This is a genomic window from Pseudomonas tehranensis (assembly GCF_014268615.1).
GTDB lineage: Bacteria > Pseudomonadota > Gammaproteobacteria > Pseudomonadales > Pseudomonadaceae > Aquipseudomonas > Aquipseudomonas tehranensis.
The window spans coordinates 20,415-38,226 of sequence record NZ_JABWQV010000003.1 but is presented as its reverse complement, the minus strand read 5'-3'; the positions used below and the strand labels follow the sequence as shown (position 1 = coordinate 38,226).

General features: G+C 62.3%; 13 protein-coding genes. All 13 read right to left on the bottom strand.

What is annotated here, in order from left to right:
* Positions 1-170: 170 nt before the first annotated feature.
* The 13 genes from HU811_RS01830 to HU811_RS01770 all read right to left on the bottom strand — a co-directional run bounded on the left by HU811_RS01830 (position 171) and on the right by HU811_RS01770 (position 17,736).
* Complete coding sequence (locus tag HU811_RS01830; RefSeq protein WP_186653519.1) at positions 171-3,266, bottom strand: MdtB/MuxB family multidrug efflux RND transporter permease subunit; 3,096 nt, start codon at positions 3,264-3,266, stop codon at positions 171-173.
* A complete protein-coding gene (locus HU811_RS01825; protein WP_092397818.1) occupies positions 3,263-4,579 on the bottom strand; it encodes an MdtA/MuxA family multidrug efflux RND transporter periplasmic adaptor subunit in 1,317 nt (438 codons plus the stop codon). Before HU811_RS01825 ends, HU811_RS01830 begins: the two co-directional genes overlap by 4 nt.
* 191 nt (positions 4,580-4,770) lie before the next feature.
* Positions 4,771-5,271 carry a thiol peroxidase gene (tpx, locus tag HU811_RS01820; protein ID WP_092397816.1) on the bottom strand — a complete coding sequence of 167 codons (501 nt, stop codon included), beginning with the start codon at positions 5,269-5,271 and terminating at the stop codon, positions 4,771-4,773.
* A 205-nt stretch (positions 5,272-5,476) separates the two neighbouring features.
* The gene (locus HU811_RS01815; protein ID WP_047226606.1) at positions 5,477-6,148 is read right to left on the bottom strand and encodes a DUF3313 domain-containing protein; all 672 of its coding nucleotides are present in this window, start codon (positions 6,146-6,148) and stop codon (positions 5,477-5,479) included.
* Positions 6,149-6,269: 121 nt separating this feature from the next.
* Positions 6,270-6,764 carry a hypothetical protein gene (locus HU811_RS01810; RefSeq protein WP_186653517.1) on the bottom strand — a complete coding sequence of 165 codons (495 nt, stop codon included), beginning with the start codon at positions 6,762-6,764 and terminating at the stop codon, positions 6,270-6,272.
* A gap of 330 nt (positions 6,765-7,094) precedes the next feature.
* Positions 7,095-7,892, bottom strand: coding sequence for a transglutaminase family protein (locus tag HU811_RS01805; RefSeq protein ID WP_186653515.1), 798 nt, complete (start codon positions 7,890-7,892; stop codon positions 7,095-7,097).
* Positions 7,889-8,839: an alpha-E domain-containing protein gene (locus tag HU811_RS01800; protein ID WP_092397810.1), complete on the bottom strand. Its 951-nt coding sequence runs from the start codon at positions 8,837-8,839 to the stop codon at positions 7,889-7,891. Before HU811_RS01800 ends, HU811_RS01805 begins: the two co-directional genes overlap by 4 nt.
* Before the next feature lie 3 nt (positions 8,840-8,842).
* The gene (locus HU811_RS01795; RefSeq protein ID WP_076385079.1) at positions 8,843-10,252 is read right to left on the bottom strand and encodes a circularly permuted type 2 ATP-grasp protein; all 1,410 of its coding nucleotides are present in this window, start codon (positions 10,250-10,252) and stop codon (positions 8,843-8,845) included.
* A 489-nt stretch (positions 10,253-10,741) separates the two neighbouring features.
* On the bottom strand, positions 10,742-11,824 hold the full coding sequence (locus HU811_RS01790) for a glucuronyl hydrolase (RefSeq protein ID WP_186653514.1): 1,083 nt from the start codon (positions 11,822-11,824) through the stop codon (positions 10,742-10,744).
* A complete protein-coding gene (locus HU811_RS01785; protein ID WP_186653512.1) occupies positions 11,821-13,026 on the bottom strand; it encodes an MFS transporter in 1,206 nt (401 codons plus the stop codon). The genes HU811_RS01790 and HU811_RS01785 overlap by 4 nt, the downstream gene beginning before the upstream one ends.
* Positions 13,023-14,243, bottom strand: a complete 1,221-nt coding sequence (locus HU811_RS01780; RefSeq protein ID WP_186653511.1) for an acyl-CoA dehydrogenase family protein — start codon at positions 14,241-14,243, stop codon at positions 13,023-13,025. Before HU811_RS01780 ends, HU811_RS01785 begins: the two co-directional genes overlap by 4 nt.
* The gene (locus tag HU811_RS01775) at positions 14,237-15,886 is read right to left on the bottom strand and encodes a class I adenylate-forming enzyme family protein (protein WP_092453135.1); all 1,650 of its coding nucleotides are present in this window, start codon (positions 15,884-15,886) and stop codon (positions 14,237-14,239) included. The genes HU811_RS01780 and HU811_RS01775 overlap by 7 nt, the downstream gene beginning before the upstream one ends.
* Complete coding sequence (locus tag HU811_RS01770) at positions 15,883-17,736, bottom strand: CoA transferase (protein WP_186653508.1); 1,854 nt, start codon at positions 17,734-17,736, stop codon at positions 15,883-15,885. Before HU811_RS01770 ends, HU811_RS01775 begins: the two co-directional genes overlap by 4 nt.
* Between the last annotated feature and the right edge of the window lie 76 nt (positions 17,737-17,812).

Sequence of the window (17,812 nt, the reverse complement as noted above, 5' to 3'; positions counted from 1 at the left end):
GCCGTGAGGGATGGTCGGGCTCTTGTGGCGAGGGGATTTATCCCCGCTTGAGTGCGCAGCGCTCACCAAAGGGGCCGCTGCGCAGCCCAACGGGGATAAATCCCCTCGCCACAAAAAGCCCCCCGGCTTCAAGCCCTCGGGCGTTGATTCTTGCCTGTAATCCGTCGCTGTCATACCCGCACCTCTTTCCCATCAGGCTTGGCAAAGCGGCGTCCCAGGCGGTCGAAATACAGGTAAATCACCGGTGTGGTGAAGAGCGTCAGCACCTGGCTCACCAACAACCCACCCACCATCACCAGCCCCAAAGGCTGGCGCAGTTCGGCGCCGGAGCCAGTGGCGAGCATCAGTGGCACCGCACCGAACAGGGCCGCCAGGGTGGTCATCAGGATCGGCCTGAAACGCAGCAGCGCAGCCTGGTAGATAGCCGTCTGCGGGTCCATGCCCTGGTTGCGTTCGGCGTCGAGGGCGAAGTCGATCATCATGATCGCGTTTTTCTTGACGATGCCGATCAGCAGGATGATGCCGATGATTGCGATCATGCCCAGGTCATTGCCACTGATGATCAGCGCCAGCAAGGCGCCGATGGCCGCCGATGGCAACGTGGAGAGAATCGTGATCGGGTGGATGTAGCTCTCGTACAAAACACCGAGGACGATGTACATGGTCACCACCGCCGCCAGGATCAGCAGCAAGGTGCTCGACAGCGAGGCCTGGAACGCCTGGGCAGCGCCCTGGAACTGGGTCTGCACCCCGACCGGCATGCCAATGTCTTGCTGGACCTTCTCGATCACGTCCACCGCGTGCCCGAGGGCTACATCGGGCGCCAGGTTGAACGACATCATCACCGCCGGAAACTGGCCGATGTGAGCAATGGCCAACTGGGCCTGACGCTCCTCGACGCGAGCCAGACTCGACAGCCGCACCTGGCCGCCATCGGTGGTCTTGACGTGAATCTGATCCAGCGCCTGCGGCCCGATGCGCTCCCCGGCCTGGGCCTGCAACACCACCCGATACTGGCTGGCTTGGGTGTAGATGGTGGAAATCTGCCGCTGGCCAAAGGCGTCGTACAGGGCATCGGTAATGTCGGACACCGATACGCCCAGGCGAGACGCGGCGTCGCGGTCGATCACCAGGTAGACCTGCAGACCTTTGTCCTGCAAGTCGCTGGCGACGTCGGTCAACTCTGGCTGCTGGGCCAACGCTTCGACCAGACGATCGCTCCAGAGACTGAGCAACTCGGCATCCGGCGAAGACAGGCTGAACTGGTACTGGGTGCGGCTGACCCGGTCTTCGATGGTCAGGTCCTGCACCGGTTGCATGAACAGACGGATGCCCACCAGCCGATCCAGTTGTGGCTGCAAGCGGGCAATGATTTCGGCGGCGCTGTCATCCCGTTCGCTGTGGGGCTTGAGATTGATCAGCAAGCGACCACTGTTGAGCGTGGCGTTGTCACCGTCCACGCCGATGTAGGAAGACAGGCTCTGCACCGCCGGATCGGCCAGGATCACCTTGGCCAGTTGCTGTTGACGCTCGCTCATGGCAGCGAAGGAAATCGACTGCGGTGCCTCGGAAATGCCCTGGATCACGCCGGTATCCTGCACCGGGAAAAAACCCTTGGGCACGGCCAGGTACAACAACACCGTCAGCACCAGGCTGCCGACGGCGACCAGCAGGGTCAGCGGCTGATGCTTGAGCACCCACTGCAACTTGCGCCCGTAGGCGGCGATCATCCAGTCGATCCAGGCGCCGCTGGCGCGGTAGAAACGCCCCTGCTCTTGCTCCTTGGGCTCACGCTTGAGCAACCGGGCACACATCATCGGCGTCAGGGTCAGGGACACCAGCAGGGAAATCAGGATCGCCACCGCCAGGGTGATGGCGAACTCGCGAAACAAGCGTCCAACCACGTCGGCCATGAACAGCAACGGGATCAGCACCGCGATCAGTGACAGCGTCAGTGAGATCAGTGTGAAGCCAATCTGCTTCGCGCCCTTGAGCGCGGCCTGCATGGGGCTTTCGCCCTCCTCGATGTAGCGGGCAATGTTTTCCAGCATGACGATGGCATCGTCCACCACGAAACCGGTGGCAATGGTCAGGGCCATCAGCGTCAGGTTGTTGATGGAAAAACCGGCCAGGTACATCACGCCGAACGTGCCGATCAGCGACAACGGTACAGCCACCGACGGAATGATCGTGGCACTGACCCGACGCAGGAACAAGAACGTCACCATGACCACCAGGGCGATGGCGATCAGCAGTTCATGCTGGACGTCGGTGACCGAAGCGCGAATGGTCTGGGTGCGGTCAGTCAGCACTGTCACGTCCAGGCCGGCCGGCAGGTTGTCGGTGATGCTTGGCAGCAGGGCCTTGATCCGGTCCACCACCTCGATGACGTTGGCCCCCGGCTGGCGCTGGATGTTCAACAGCACGGCCTGGTTTTCGTTGGCCCAGGCGGCAAGGCGTTCATTCTCGGCGCCATCGACGATCTGCGCGACATCCTTGAGGCGCAACGGAGCGCCGTTGGCATAGGCGAGGATCAGCTCGGCGTAGTCCTTGGGCGAGGTCAACTGATCGTTGGCATCGAGCATCGAGACCCGGGTCGGTCCGTCGAAGTTGCCCTTGGGCTGGTTGACGTTGGAGGCGCCGACCAGGGTGCGCACATCCGCCAGGTTCAGACCTGCGGCTGCCAGGGCCTCGGGATTGACCTTGATCCGCACGGCCTGGCGCTGGCCGCCGGCGATAGAAACCATGCCGACCCCGCTGATCTGGGCGATTTTCTGCGCCATGCGGGTGTCTACCAAATCATTGAGCTTGGGCAGCAGCATGGTCTTGGAGGTGATCGCCAGGGTCAGCACCGGGGTGTCGGCCGGGTTGACCTTGTTGTACACCGGCGGGGCCGGCAGGTCATTGGGCAGCAGGTTGGTGGCCGCGTTGATCGCCGCCTGCACCTGTTGCTCGGCGACATCCATGTTGATGTCGAGGCTGAAACGCAGGGTAATCACCGACGCGCCGCCGGAGCTGGTGGACGCCATTTGCGTCAGGCCCGGCATCTGCCCGAACTGTCGTTCCAAGGGGGCGGTCACGGCGCTGGTCATCACGTCGGGACTGGCGCCCGGGTACAGGGTCATCACGCGGATGGTCGGGTAATCGACCTGAGGCAATGCCGACACCGGCAGCAACCGATAGGCGATCAGACCCGCCAACACAATGGCCAGCATGCTCAGGGTGGTGGCGACCGGGCGAAGGATGAACAGACGCGAGAGGTTCATGCGCCGCCCTTTTTCGCCTTGTCGGCCTCGGCCGGTTCAGCCGGGGCCGCCGCCGTTTTGCCCTGCAGGTGTTCGGTCGGCGTGGTGGGCACGTCCTGGCTGTCGTTGACTACATCGACCTCACTGCCTTCCTTCAGGCGATCGGTGCCCTCAAGCACCACCCGATCCCCCGCTGCCAGGCCTTCGGTGACTACGGTGTTTTCGCCGTCGCTGGCGCCGATCTTCAGCTTTCTGATGGTGACTTTTTTATCGCCATCCAGGGCGTAGACGAAGGTGCCGTTGGTGCCGAACTGAATCGCAGCGGTCGGCGCCAGGACTACATTTTTGAGGGTGTCGGCCAACAGATGCACATTGACGAACTGGTTGGGGAACAGCGACTGGTCGCGGTTATCGTAGCGAGCCTTGAACTTCAGGGTGCCGGTGGTGATGTCGATCTGGTTGTCCAGGCTTTGCAGCACACCGCTGGCCTGCAGCTTCAGGTCACTACGGTCCCAGGCTTCCACTGGCAGCTTCGCCCCGCTGCGATAGCGGTCAAGCACGGTATCAAGGTTGGTTTCCGGTAGCGTAAACACGACGCTGATGGGTTGCGTCTGGGTGATGACCGCCAGCGCGGTAGTGTCGTTGGCGGCCACCAGATTGCCAACATCCAGTTGCCGCAACCCGACCCGGCCGGAGATCGGCGCCCGGATCCTGGTGAACTCCAGATTGAGCTTGGCGTCATTGACCGCCGCCTGATTGGTCTTGACCGTACCCTGGTATTGGCCCACCAAGGCGGCGGCGGTATCGAGGGTCTGTTTGGCGATGCTGTCCTCGGCATACAGGCCACGATAACGCTCAAGGTCCACCTGGGCATTTTTCAGCTGAGCCTGATTCTGCAGCAGCGTGCCTTCGGCCTGGAGCAAGGCGTTCTGGTATGGACGCGGGTCGATCTCAGCCAGCAGGTCTCCGGCCTTGACCATTTGCCCTTCTTCAAAGGCGATCTTGACCAGTTCGCCACCCACCCGGCTGCGCACGTTGATGGTATTGAGGGCCGTGACGGTGCCCAGCGCCTTGTAGTAAAGCGGAAAATCACCGGTGACTGCCGGCGCTACCCGAACCGGTACCGGCCCTGTCGCCCCCCCAAACCCTGGTCGCATCCCGCCCGACCGCCCCGTCTGCTCAGCAGGCGCTTTTTGCCCTGCTCCGGGCTTTTGGTCCGTACCGGCGGGCCAGAACTTCCAGGCCAGCGCCGCGACGATCAATACGACGACCAGGCCAAACAGCCAGCGACGGGATTTGTGGGAAACAGAGGATTGCATGGAATGATCAACCATTGGGCGCGTGGGCTTCTTTTACGGGAGGCTGAACGATAAGCACTGGCGGGTATTTAGCAAAGCGCCTTTACCGGCAATTTACCTTGGGCTTACCTATCGCGTAGTTGGCTAAGGTCTTGAAGCACAAATGAAAACGGCCTGGTCGTGGCCAGGCCGTTAACAATTGTAATAAAAACGTTATTACAGCAGCGTTATTTAAGAGCAGCGAGCGCAGCGTCGTAGTTCGGCTCTTCAGCGATTTCCTTGACCAGTTCGCTGTGCAGCACGTTGTCGTTTTCGTCCAGCACCACCACGGCACGGGCGGTCAAGCCTTTGAGCGGGCCATCAGCAATCGCCACGCCATAATTTTCGATGAACTCAGCGCCGCGCAGCGTGGACAGGTTCTGGACGTTTTCCAGGCCTTCGGCACCGCAGAAACGCGCCTGGGCGAACGGCAGGTCAGCCGAGATGCACAGCACCACAGTGTTGCTCAGATCGTTGGCCTGGGCGTTGAACTTGCGCACGGAGGTGGCGCAGGTCGGGGTGTCGACGCTTGGGAAAATGTTCAGCACTTTGCGCTTGCCGGCGAAATCCTTCAAAGAAACGTCGGACAGATTGCCGGCTACCAGGGAAAAGGCTGGCGCCTTGGAACCGGCTTGTGGCAACTGGCCGTTGACTTGAACCGGGTTGCCTTTGAGGGTGACTTGAGCCATGAACGGATTCCTTCTGACAGGTTTGAAAATGGTGAGGCCGGAGTTAACCATGAAATGGTTCTGCGACCTATGGTTGGACATAAAAAGTCATGGCTTGGCGGCGTAGGCACTATCGAGCGCAACGAGGCTGCGATCTTTCCCCTGCCAATTGAGTCTAGAGCGAAAGATCGCCGGCTTCGCCAGCGCCTACAGCGACGCCTGTGCGCTATTTGGCCTTGAGTTTTAGAAACGACTGATGCAAGTCCGCTGCCCAACCATCGATCACACCTTTGACATCATCGGGCTTCATCACCTGGGCCTCGTTGGACAACGGCTTACCCGTGCCCTTACGCACCACCTGGGCGACCACTGCATTGTTGCCGCCGTCGAGGAATACCGCTTCAGTGCCCAAGGTGGTTTCCTGGTCGCGAATGCCACTGGCGGTACTGACCGCGGCCGCCACCAGCGCGATCGGAATCACTTCATAAGGCTTCAGGCCTTCGGTCTTGCTGCTGACGGCGGTGATGGCCGCACGCATCACCAACACCCCCGGTCCTGGCCCGGTCGCCAGGGGCAGGGATTTACCCGCTTCCCGCTTGAGCGCCTGATCGTAATAACCGGTAATGCCGGACAAGGTGGCCTGGGGGATCTTCACGGTCGGCTGCGGCTTGGGGTAAAGCTGTGTCGGCTCGACGTAAAGGCTGGTGTATTTGCTCAGGTCTGCCGTGGGATCGACCCAGCGCATCACTTCGGCCCCCGACGGCGATTTCTCCTCCTTGAGCCGGCTGTAATCACCCAGAAAACCGGAGTACTCATCCGGTTGGGTGATCTTGCTGGAGCAACCCGCCAGGGCAAGCGAGGCCATGCACACGGTGCCAATCATTGACGCAAACTTCATGCTGTCACTCCTGTAAGCCACACGAAACGGGGCCGGGAATTACAGGTATAGCCAATGGGCGCGGTTTTGCCTGCTCCGACAGGAAGAAGTCATTGGGCAAGCCCTTTACTCGCCACCGCCTTCAGCCGCGCTCGCGGGGTATCAGGCTCTGTAATTGCTGCGCGAGGAAGTCCGCGTCGAAGGTAAAAGTATCCGGATCTTTCAACCCGTTGGTGCGGCGCCATTGCCACTGCAATGAAGGCGGCAGGCAAACCAGCGAGATACTGCCGTAACGTGTTGCAGTCAGCCCCATGATCGCCAGGGAAATCTGTCCGCCGGATCCCATTACATCCGGTATGAACTCCACCGGTTTGCCGGTGATGGACACGGTCAGTTTTTCTGTCTTGAAGTCGGAGGTTTCGGCCGGAACGCTCGGCCCGTGGGCCACATACGCCTCACGGGTGAGTGTCAGAAGACCGGGGGCCATGACGGGCGCCAGCCATTGCTCGATCTGTCCGTACAACGCCTCGATCTGTGCGGCCCACACCGCGGATTGCGCCTCGTGCTGGTGCTTCTTGTGCGCTTCGCTGTCTGCGTAGTGACGAAGCATCTCGCCTAGCTGCTGTACATCGTCCATGCGCTGTTCCTCTGTATAAGGGGTACTGCAAAGCACGATGATGACAGGTTCAGGACGTCGGCGTACGTAAATGCCCATCTGCCTGAGCAGAGCGATCCTTCAGCGCAGCCGCGCCATGGCCAGGGCATCCAGGGCGACACCTGTGGGAGCAAAGCTTGCTCGCGATTGCGGTGAGTCCGTGTGCATCAATGTTGACTGTACTGCCGTCATCGCGAGCAGGCTCGCTCCCACAGGGGATTTCGGGTTGTGGTGAGGCCTATGACCGCCGCCAATCCAGTGTGGGAGCGAGCCTGCTCGCGATGGGGCTTCAGGGTTCAGTACTTTGCTCGCCTACTGATGCTGCACCTGAACCATTGAGTTCACCTGCACCCGCGCGTGCATCTGCTCTGCCCCGCCACCGCGGCGCATGCCGCGTACCGGACAAGCGTCGAGGTAGTCCAGGCCGACCGCCAGTTTCAAATGTCGATCCGGACAGGTCAGGCGATTGGTCACGTCGAAGCTGTACCAGCCGTCTTCCAGCCAGGCTTCAGCCCAGGCGTGGCTCGCCAGATGACTTTCATCTTCGGTGCACAGGTAACCGGAGACATAGCGCGCCGGAACCCCCAGGCTGCGCGCGCAGGCCACAAATGCGTGGGTATGATCCTGACAAACCCCCGCGCCCCCGGCGAAGGCTTCGGCGGCGGTACTGCTGACCTCGGTCGTGCCCGGGCTATAGGGCATGCGCGCAGCCAGGCCGTTCATCAAATCGGTCAGCGCCGAGCGATCACGTCGGGCTGCGCATTGCTCCACAGCAAAGGCCGCGAGAGCATCATCGACCTGGGTGAGGCGGCTGGTGCGCAGAAATGGCAGCGGTGACTGGCTGTCCGGCTCCATCTGCACCGCCTGACGGATTTCCACCTCGCCATAAGCCGTGAGCACCAGCGCGCCATGGGGCTCGTCCATGGTCATCACATGCAGGATATTGCCGTAGGGATCGAGCTGGCTGCGCACCAAACGCGGCAACTCCAGGTGCCATTGCAGGATGCGCTGACGCTGAGTGTCCTTGGGCGTCAAACGCAGGAACTGGATGCTGGTGCACACTTCATCGGCATAGCTGTAGGTCGTGTCATGGCGTATGGAAAGTTTCATACCACCTCCAGATAAGACTCGTGAACGGTCTGGCCCAGGTGGCGAATCTGGCCAATGAGGTCGGTCAGCCATTGGTGCAGGCCCGACTCCAGGATCTCGTCGATGCCGGAGTAGCGCAGCCGTGCATTCAATTCAGCGGCCAGGCGCTGGGCTGGGCGGCCGTTGTTGCCCGGCAGACTGGAGAGGATCTGGTCCAGCTCCTCGATACAGGCATGCAACGAGCGCGGGACATCGGCGCGCAGCAGCAACATTTCCGAGACCTGCTCGGCGTTGGGCGCGTTGCGGTAGATCTCGTTGAACGCTTCAAACGAAGACAACGCCCGCAGCAAGGCGCTCCATTGGTAATAACCACGTGCCGAGTTGTCGCTGACCTCTTCCGACTCCTCACCAAACATTTCGTAGCGGGCGTCCAGCAGGCGCAGGGTGTTGTCCGCTCGCTCGATAAAGGTTCCCAGACGAATGAATCTATAGGCATCGTTGCGCATGATGGTGCCCGACGTCGCGCCACGGAACAGGTGCGAGCGCTCCTTGACCCATTCACAGAAGTGGCTGATGCCGTAGCGGCCCAGACCATTGCTGGCAATGTTGCGCATCTCCAGCCAGGTGGCGTTGATGTTCTCCCACATGTCGGCGGTGATGCGTCCACGCACCGCATGGGCATTGGTCCGCGCCGCGCGCAGACAGCTGTAGATGCTTCCGGGGTTGGTTTCGTCCAGTGCGAAAAAATGCAACATGCGTTCAGTGTTGAGCGCGTCATAACGGGCGTTGTAATCGTCCAGCGTGCCGGCCGCCAACAACGACATCGCCAGCTCGGCATGCCCATCGCTGCGCCCGGCCTGGGGCATGAGCGACAGCGAGTAACTGACTTCGAGCATGCGCGCCAGGTTCTCGGCGCGCTCCAGATAGCGGGACATCCAGTAGAGGTCCGAAGCGGTTCTTGAAAGCATGTCTTAGTCCTCCACTACCCAAGTGTCTTTAGTGCCGCCACCCTGGGACGAATTGACCACCAGCGAGCCGTCGCGAAGTGCCACGCGGGTCAGCCCGCCGGGCACCAGACGGGTTTCCTTGCCCGACAACACGAACGGACGCAGATCGATGTGGCGCGGGGCGATACCGCTCTCGACGAAAGTCGGACAGGTGGAAAGGCTCAACGTTGGCTGGGCGATATAGGCTTCAGGACGGGCCTTGAGGCGTGCGCGGAAATCTTCGATCTGCGCCGCTGTGGCTGCCGGCCCTACCAGCATGCCGTAACCGCCGGAACCCTGGGTTTCCTTGACCACCAGGTCAGGCAGGTTGGCCAGCACGTGGGACAGATCCTGGGGCTTGCGGCACTGCCAGGTCGGCACGTTCTTCAGGATCGGTTCTTCGGTGAGGTAGAAGCGGATCATCTCGTCGACGTAAGGGTAGATCGACTTGTCATCGGCCACGCCCGTGCCAACCGCATTCGCCAGCACCACGTTGCCTGACCGGTAAACGGCGATCAGCCCGGGCACGCCCAACATGGAGTCGGGGTTGAACGACAGCGGATCGAGGTAATCATCGTCAAGGCGGCGATAGATCACATCCACCTGCTGGGGGCCTGCAGTGGTGCGCATGTAGACATGGTCGTCGCGCACGAACAGATCGGCGCCCTCTACCAGTTCCACCCCCATTTCACGGGCCAGGAACGCATGTTCGAAATAGGCACTGTTGAAACGACCGGGGGTCAGCACCACGGCGGTCGGGTTGTCCAGGGGGCTTGAACTCTTGAGGGTATCGAGCAACAGATTCGGATAGTGATCGATGGGCGCCACGCGCTGGGCGGCGAAGAGCTCGGGGAACAGGCGCATCATCATCTTGCGGTCTTCGAGCATATAGCTCACGCCGCTGGGCGTACGCAGATTGTCCTCAAGTACGTAATAACTGCCGTCACCGTCGCGAACCAGGTCGACACCGGCGATGTGAGCATAAATGCCTCGGTGCAAGTCCAGGCCTTGCATCGCGATTTGATAACCCTCATTGGCAAGCACCTGCTCGGCCGGAATGATTTTTTCCTTGAGGATCCGCTGCCCATGGTAAATGTCGGCCAGAAACATGTTCAGGGCCTGGACCCGCTGAATGCAGCCACGCTCGACCATCTTCCATTCACTGGCCTTGATGCTGCGAGGAATGATGTCGAACGGAATCAATCGTTCGGTGCCCTGCTCGTCACCGTAGAGGGTGAAGGTGATACCGGCTCGATGAAACAGCAGATCGGCTTCGCGACGACGCTGTTCCAGCAACTCCAGCGGCGTGTCCGCCAGCCAGCGTGAGAAAGCTTGATAGTGCGGGCGGCAGTCACCCTTTGCATCATACATTTCATTAAAAAAAGCTTGGGGCATAGCCAACTCCCAGCCGCGTTCTACACGGCATTTTTTATCACTTCGTCATTCCAATGGTCCGGCCTTGCTTTGTTTTAATGAGCCCTGTTTCTCTGAGTACCTCGATTGCACCGGTCTCTGATCTGGCCTTTGCGTCTGGATGACGTGCGCCCCCTTGATGACATCTGTGCGGCGAAATGACTCCTAGGATTGAATTCAACGATTGTGGTGGCTTCGCTGTTGAGCCGTAGCAAAGGCTGTGCCTAAGCGCAATGCCTCAAGACTGCGCTAGAAAAAACGCCGTGAAATTATTTGGAAGCGAAATTTATTTTCATTTTAGCGACAAAACACCCAAAAAAAGCTGAAACGTTTATTTCAGCTTTCTCCAGCGAGCCCTGGAACGGGTCGAATAGGTGCAAAAAAGCGGGCAACCGGGATTGAGCGCCCTGAAAGGGGGAAATTTTTACTCACTGCTTGCTGCGAAGCCTTGGCGGCTACAGGGATTGCCGCTTAGATGACGCCTGGATCAAGCTCACCGGTCCAGGCCAGCAATGCCGCCAGCAGGAAAAAACTGCCACAGGCCGACTCCACTTTCTGCTCTTCAGTGGCCGAAACCCGGTAGCAATGGCCGACAAAACGTCCCTCATGAAAATCGCCACTGCGAATAATCGCCGCCAGTTGCGCACCGGCCTGCTGGAGCAGCATCTCACCGTCCGGTATCTGTGGCGCCAATCCTTGCAGGGCCAGCGACACCATTGCCGCCGAGCAGGGATCGTCCGGCCCCTGGTTCTCGGACAGACGATTGCGCGGTACATCCCAGCCCCGGCTGCGCTGCCAATACTGGCAGGCCAGCACGGCGTCCTGACGGTAAGGTGCGCCGTACAACCGGGCTCCGACACTCAGGCCAAGCAGCGCCCAAGCCTGGCCCCGGGACCAGTCGCCCGGCCTTTCTTCGGCACGCCACTCGCCATTTTCATGGTGGGCTTGACTGCTCCAGGCTCCGTCGCCAGCGGCACACGCGCGAAACGAGGCCTGTAATTGCTGACGTCCGAGACTCAACCACCGCGGCTCCGCCCGGCGCGCGAACAAGTGCAGCGTGGCAGCCAGCGGGTCAATGCTCAGACGCTGATCCCCCTGCTCGCCGCCGCCCATGTCCCGCCCCAGCGTAATGCAGCCCAGCAGCGGGTCGAAAGCCCGAGCCAGGTGCCCCACCGCCTGTTCCGCCAGTTCCTTGGCCATGGCGTCATCCAGCAAGCCACCGCCCAGCCCTGCGCCGTAATGAAAGATCAGGCTGCGATGGTGCGTGGCGCTGTCGAGCTTATCCCGCAGCCGTTCGGTAACCTGGCGGGCCTGCCGACGATCACCCCGCACTGCGCTGCGATGGGCGCGCAACCACCACAGTCCGGACCAGAAACCGCCCAGCCAGGAACCACCAGCCGAGACTTTCCATTGGTTGTCAGCCCCCGTGCAATACAACGGAAAACCCTCGCCGCAGGAGGCTTGGATCTGATCCATGCGTCTGAGGATCGCCGCGATGGCGCGATAGGCCTCGTCGAGCCGCAACGGCTCTTGCCACGCCTGGGCGACGTTCATTTGACCGCCCTCAGCCCGGTGGCGGTAGGCGCTTTATGGCGTTGCCGCAGGCGGATCAGCAGCAGGCTCGATAGACCGCCCACCACGAGTACCCCGATCAACAGCAGCCACGCATCGGCGAACCCCCAAGGTCCGCGTTGCAATAGACCGAACAACGGAGGCCCCACGGCGAACCCGCCAAAAAAGCCCACCGACAGCAGCCCGGCTGCCGCCGCCGGGCTACCAAACCCTGGATCGCGCAGCACCATGCTCATGGCGATGGCGTTGGTCGCCACGGCCGTCAGGCCCATGCCCAAAGCGCCCGCCCACAGCGGCCAATGGCGCACGGGCAAGGCCAGCGAGGTCAGCCACAACGCCACGCCCGACAACAGCAATAGCAACAGCAGCAACCAGGACTCATCGGCCATCCGCGCGCCCAACGGGGTCAGCCCGACCCGGGCGGCGATGCCCATCACGCCGAAACCGGCGATCAATGCGCCGATCCAATGCGCGGTCATGCCTTGCTGTGCGGCAAAGATGCCAAGAAACGTTACGAACGACGACAGCACGATGCCTACGCACAGTTGCACGCTCATCAGCAGCGCCAGACGAGCATTGGGTCGAGTCAAAGCCAATCCCTGGGGTTTAGCCGAATGCTCACGGGCAGCCACCCGTGGCCCCCACAGCGCCAGGAGCAACGCCGGTAATAGCAACGTGGCCAAGGCACCCCGCCAGCCCAGGCTCAGGGCCAGACTGGGCAACAATAGGCCGGCGAACAAAGCCGAGACCTGCACCCCGGACTGTTTCAAGCCGACTACCGCCGCCTTTTGCCGGGGCTCAACGCGCTCGGCGATCAACAGATTGGTCGCCGGATTGGCCAGCGCCTGGGCAATGCCGCAGGCCGCCAGTGCCAGTATCACACCGCCGAACCCCGGCAAACTCGCCAGTAACCCGTACGCCACCAGCGTGCTCCAGAACAGCAGCGCCAGGGCACGCCGGGTGCCGAGGCGATTGACCAACGGCCCGGCCCACAGCGACAACACGGCGGCAAAACCGAACGCACTGGTGATCAGCCAGCCCAACCAATGGCTCGGCACACCGAGGTCCGCGACCATCAGCGGCCCAAGGGTGCCGACCGCGTAGAAAATCAGCATCGGCAAGGCCATCGCTGCGGTGAGCCCCAGCCGCAGCCATACGCCCCGTGAAGCAGCGTGCTCGCTCATCGGCCTGCTCCCCCCATTACGGAGGGCCAATCGAAGTCCAGCCCCGCGTCGCCGCAGCTGTCGAGCAATTGCCGGCCTACCGCGCTCACCAGCGCATCGTCGGTGCCGTCGAGGATATGGGTGGTGCGCGCGGTGCGATAAATACCCGACAACGGTGACAGTTCGCTCAGGCCTTCGGCGCCCATGATCTGGATCGCCGAGTCCGCCGCCTCGCTCAAGGCTTGGGAAGCGGCGACCTTGGCGATATTCACCTCGATGCTGTTGGCGACGCCTGCGTCGTATTTGTCGGCGGCGTCGTGAAGCAGTGCGCGGGCGCTGGCAATGCCTTGGTAAACCCGGAACACCCGCTGGCGAACCAATTGTTTGTCCGCCAGCCGCGCCTGCACGCCGCGGGACGAATGGACCCGTGCGCACATCAGGTCGAAGCAGCGCTGGGCCAGTCCCAGCCAATGCACCGAGCGCAGGACGCGCCCCAACGCCAGACGCTCTTGCATCAACGCCAGGCCCTGCCCCACCTCGCCCAGCACATGGCTGGCCGGGACGTGAACCTGATCGAACGAAAGTTCTCCCTGCCCGGAAAAACGCCCGAGAATCGACAAGGGTCGCTCCACGCGAAAGCCTGGCAAGTCGGTGGGAACCAACAGCATCGATAACCCACTCTCCAATGGCCCTGGCGCGGTGCGGGCAATCACCGTGACCAATGCCGCCCGCTCGGCACGACAGATAAACCACTTGCGCCCGCTCAACCGCCAGTGGCCGTCAACGAACTCGGCGTGGCTGTTGAGGGTCGCCGGAATCGAACCGATGCTGTCCGGCTCGGACATGCCATAGCTGGAGACCAGCGTCCCCGCCGCCAGCGGAGCGAGAAAGCGCTGGCGGACCTCCTCGCCGGCATGCCGGCTCAACATGTGCAGATCCAACGTGGCGTCGTCACCGAAGATCGTCGGCGCGTACTCCGACCGGCCCTCCTGCTCGGCTACCAGCAGATAGGCACGCAGGCTGGCAATCCGACCGCCCAGGGCCTGGGGGTAGAAGTTGCCCCACAACCCGGCTGCCCGGGCCTGGGCACTCAGCTCGGCGATGCGCCGGGCGGCTTGTCGGGGTTCGGCCGCCAGCTCAGCCTCCACCGGGATAATGCGCTCATCGACAAAACGCCGAACCTGGCACGCCAGCTCAGCAACGTCCTGAGCGCTACCGACTCTTATTGCACTCAACATGCGATGCCCGCCCCGCTCTCCAGGAACGCCACTTCAGCGGCCAGGGACTTCTTGTCGATCTTGCCCGCCGGCGTCAGCGGCAGCTGTTTATAGAAACGCAGGTACTCGGGCAGTTTATTGACTTCCAATCCTTGCTCGCGCAGGTAGTCGGTCAACTCACTCAAGCTGAAGCGCGACGCGCCCTCGCGCAGGGTCACGCAAATGCACACGCGCTGGCCCAGGTCCGGGTCCGGCACGGCCACGCAGGCGACACTGACCACATCGGGATGACCGGTCGCCAGCGTTTCGATCTGCACCGGGCTGATGTTGGCGCCGCCACGGATAATGATGTCCTTCTTGCGTCCGGCCAGAATCAGATAACCGTCTGCGTCGATGTAGCCAAGATCGCCCGTCTTGACCCAGCCCTCGGCGTCTCGATACTGCGCATCGAGTTCCGGCGCGTTGACGTATTGCATCGGGCTCAAGGGCCCCCGCGCACGGATTTCGCCGACGCTGCCCTGGGGCAGTTCCTGGTCCTGCTCGTCGAAAATCTTGATGGCGCACACCGCCGGGTTCGGTCGACCGACACTGTAGAACACCACCTCCAACGCGTCGTCCAGGGTGTTGTGACAGTTCACCCCATCCGCCGAGCCGTACAGGCTGATGAAACCACAGCCAAAAGCCTCGACACAGCGGCGCACCGTGACTTCGTCGATCAGCGAGCCGCCGCAGATCAACCCCACCAGGCTGGATTTGTCGACCTCGGCCAGACGTGCATCGGCAGCGATGCGCTGAAGCATCGTGGGCACCCCAAGGATGTGCGTCGGGCGCAGCTGTTCAATCGCCTCGATGGCCGCCGCTACATCGAACTGCGGCAAGACGGCAATCGACCCGCCGAGCCACGACAGGCTGCCAAAGGTGGCGGTGGAACCGAACGATGAGCCCAGCGGCACCAGGTACAGACCGCGGAACGTGGCGCCCTCGGGATGAATGCGTTGCAGGAAACGCCCGCGCCCACCCACCAGCGCATTGTGCGAGTAAGCCACCAGCTTGGGTTCTGACTCGGTGCCGGAAGACACCAGCAGGCGCACCGGTGAGTTGGGGCAAACCTGGGGCAGTTGCGCCTCTACAAGCGGCTCGGCCTCGAGCAGGTCCTGCAGGCTCAACCAGCCTTCCCGAGAACTGCCTTCGACGATCAACACCCGGAGCGACAATAACGTCGGGCGCAGGGCCTCGACGACCTGGCATAGATCGATGCCGGCATACTCGGCCGGAACGATGACCGCCCGGGCATCGCAGCGCCGCACCAGGGCCTGGATGTCCAGGCTGCCACGCCCCGGCGGGAAAGGCGCAACCACGGCGCCCAGTGCCGCAGCGGCCAGATCGATGGCGCAGCAACGCCAACTGTTGGTGAGCTGATAGGCCACCACATCGCCGGGCATGATCCCGGCAGCGCGCAGGCCAGCGGCCATGCGTAGGGCATAGCCGTGTAACTGGCCATAACTGAGGGTGCCCTCAGGCGAGAGCACTGCGGATTTTTCCGGTTCACGCTGGGCGTGCTCGCGGAACAGTTGGTAGACCGAACGGTTGGGGTAAGTCCCGTCACGTTCCCAGACACTGCGAACCTCAACGGGAACCAGATCAATGATGCCTGCGTTGTTCATCGAAAACTCCAGTGAGCGTTGACCGAGGTATAGGCATTCAGGCTTAAGCACGGCTTCAATCGCCTGTCTTGGTCCAGCTGCGATAGGTCTTCTACGACCACGCAAGCCGGTATGGCGGCGGCGTCCAGCAGCTGTTGCCAGGTCTGGGCCGCTTGTGACAACAGGGCGCTGCCCAGCACTGCGTCCAGCCTCTGCGCAGTGGTTTGCGAATCCAGGGCGAGGATTCGGCGCAGTTGTTCAAACTGGGCCGGAGTCTGGCAATCGATCGCCAGCAAGCCGGACTGGGTCGGGTACACGCCCTTGAGCAGACTGGCCTGGGGCTGATCTGCGTCCTGTAGTGATTGGGCGCACAACAAATTGGCTGCACCGAGCAACGAGCTGTCGACCCGCACCGCCTGACCGCTGAGGGCGCGATGGACCAGGGCGGCAGTCACCCCTTGGGCGGCAACCACACCGCCCAGCACATCCAGCACGGTGAACAGCGAACCGCCCGGCGTGCCCGAGGCCTGGCCGATCTGTTCGCCAACACCGGACCATGCCTGCACAACAAAGTCGGTGCCCGGCAACGATTCACCCGGGCGGTCGTGGCCCCAGCCACCGGCATAGGCGTACACCAGGCCCGGGTTGATCCGTGCCAGGTCGGCGCGGTCCAGCGCCAGTTGCGCGGCCTTGCCCGGTGCCCAGTTATGCAGGAACACGTCGGCATGGCGCACACGCTCGTAGAGTTCTTCACGACCGGCGACTGACTTGATATCGAGTTCGCGCACCTGTTTGAGCCGATTGAGGGCATCGAAGCGCACCGATACGCCTTCAACGCAGGGCGGCATGGCCCGCAATGGATCGCCACCGGGCAACTCGATGCGCAGTACCTCGGCGCCCAGCATTGCCAATAGATGCCCGGCCAATGGCCCCTGGATCCGGCGACAGGATTCAATCACCGTCAGACCGTTCAACGGCAATTCGCCCGACGTCAACGCGGACAATGTCCGGCCATCGGTAACGCCTCCGTCGAACGCCCAGGGGCCTTGTTTCAATTGCCCGGGCAAATCCTCGTCGGCACGCCGCTCGGCGAGGCTGCGCAGCGGGCAAACAGCCATGCCGCTCAACGCGCACAAGGCATTGATACGGGCCATGGACAGTCGCGCCAAGGCCTGGCGCAACACCATCGGCATCGGCGCCACCGCCTTGGCGTAACGCAACAGGAAGGCCTTCCAGCCCTGGCCGGCCTGCTCGGCGTCGATGCCCACCGCGGCCCAGAAACGCCGCCAAGGCTCGGCATCGAGGGTTTCCAGTTCGAAATGCACACCGTCGGCGGAAACGAACGGTGGACGATTCTTCGAACAGGTCGCGCCGGGGAGCAGGCGCTCGGCCTCGTCGGCAGCGGTGGCACCGGCCAGGTATTGACCGATGCCCAGCACCCCGGCGGCGCCCAGGGAACTGCTGACGTGATTGAAACGACCGCCACGCAACTGGCCCAGGGCGGCAGCCAGCGCACCCTGCAGGGCCAGACTGGCGCTCAGGGTCGAGACATAGTCGAGCCCCAAGCCCTGGGCCTTGCCACTGGCCCGGCCATGCACCGACATCAATCCGCAGGCAGCCTGCACGGTATGTTCGGTGACGCCGTGGGCGCTGCCATCGGGCCAGCCGTGAATCATCCCTTCGATCGGCGAAAGGTCCGGATGATGAAAGGAGAATCCCAGCCCGCAGGCCAATGGATCGCCGTAGGACGGACGATGTTCCAGGCCCAGCGTCGTCGCCTGGTAGCGCAGTGACGCGGCCAGCGCAGCGAAGCCGACGGGCACTTGTTCAAAACAGCCGGAGAGACTGCAACCCTGTAGAAGACGGGACATAAGACATATACCAGCAGGTTTCCATACCGCCGCGCGCGGGCCTTTGGTGAGGTGCCGCGCGCAGCCCCGGGTCAGC

Coding starts and splice junctions, on each gene's coding strand:
- HU811_RS01785 (WP_186653512.1), bottom strand. CDS start 13,026: ATGAGCGAGCACGCTGCTTCACGGGGCGTATGGCTGCGGCTGGGGCTC.
- HU811_RS01810 (WP_186653517.1), bottom strand. CDS start 6,764: ATGGACGATGTACAGCAGCTAGGCGAGATGCTTCGTCACTACGCAGAC.
- HU811_RS01815 (WP_047226606.1), bottom strand. CDS start 6,148: ATGAAGTTTGCGTCAATGATTGGCACCGTGTGCATGGCCTCGCTTGCC.
- HU811_RS01770 (WP_186653508.1), bottom strand. CDS start 17,736: ATGTCCCGTCTTCTACAGGGTTGCAGTCTCTCCGGCTGTTTTGAACAA.
- HU811_RS01795 (WP_076385079.1), bottom strand. CDS start 10,252: ATGCCCCAAGCTTTTTTTAATGAAATGTATGATGCAAAGGGTGACTGC.
- tpx (WP_092397816.1), bottom strand. CDS start 5,271: ATGGCTCAAGTCACCCTCAAAGGCAACCCGGTTCAAGTCAACGGCCAG.
- HU811_RS01830 (WP_186653519.1), bottom strand. CDS start 3,266: ATGAACCTCTCGCGTCTGTTCATCCTTCGCCCGGTCGCCACCACCCTG.
- HU811_RS01805 (WP_186653515.1), bottom strand. CDS start 7,892: ATGAAACTTTCCATACGCCATGACACGACCTACAGCTATGCCGATGAA.
- HU811_RS01800 (WP_092397810.1), bottom strand. CDS start 8,839: ATGCTTTCAAGAACCGCTTCGGACCTCTACTGGATGTCCCGCTATCTG.
- HU811_RS01780 (WP_186653511.1), bottom strand. CDS start 14,243: ATGTTGAGTGCAATAAGAGTCGGTAGCGCTCAGGACGTTGCTGAGCTG.
- HU811_RS01825 (WP_092397818.1), bottom strand. CDS start 4,579: ATGGTTGATCATTCCATGCAATCCTCTGTTTCCCACAAATCCCGTCGC.
- HU811_RS01790 (WP_186653514.1), bottom strand. CDS start 11,824: ATGAACGTCGCCCAGGCGTGGCAAGAGCCGTTGCGGCTCGACGAGGCC.
- HU811_RS01775 (WP_092453135.1), bottom strand. CDS start 15,886: ATGAACAACGCAGGCATCATTGATCTGGTTCCCGTTGAGGTTCGCAGT.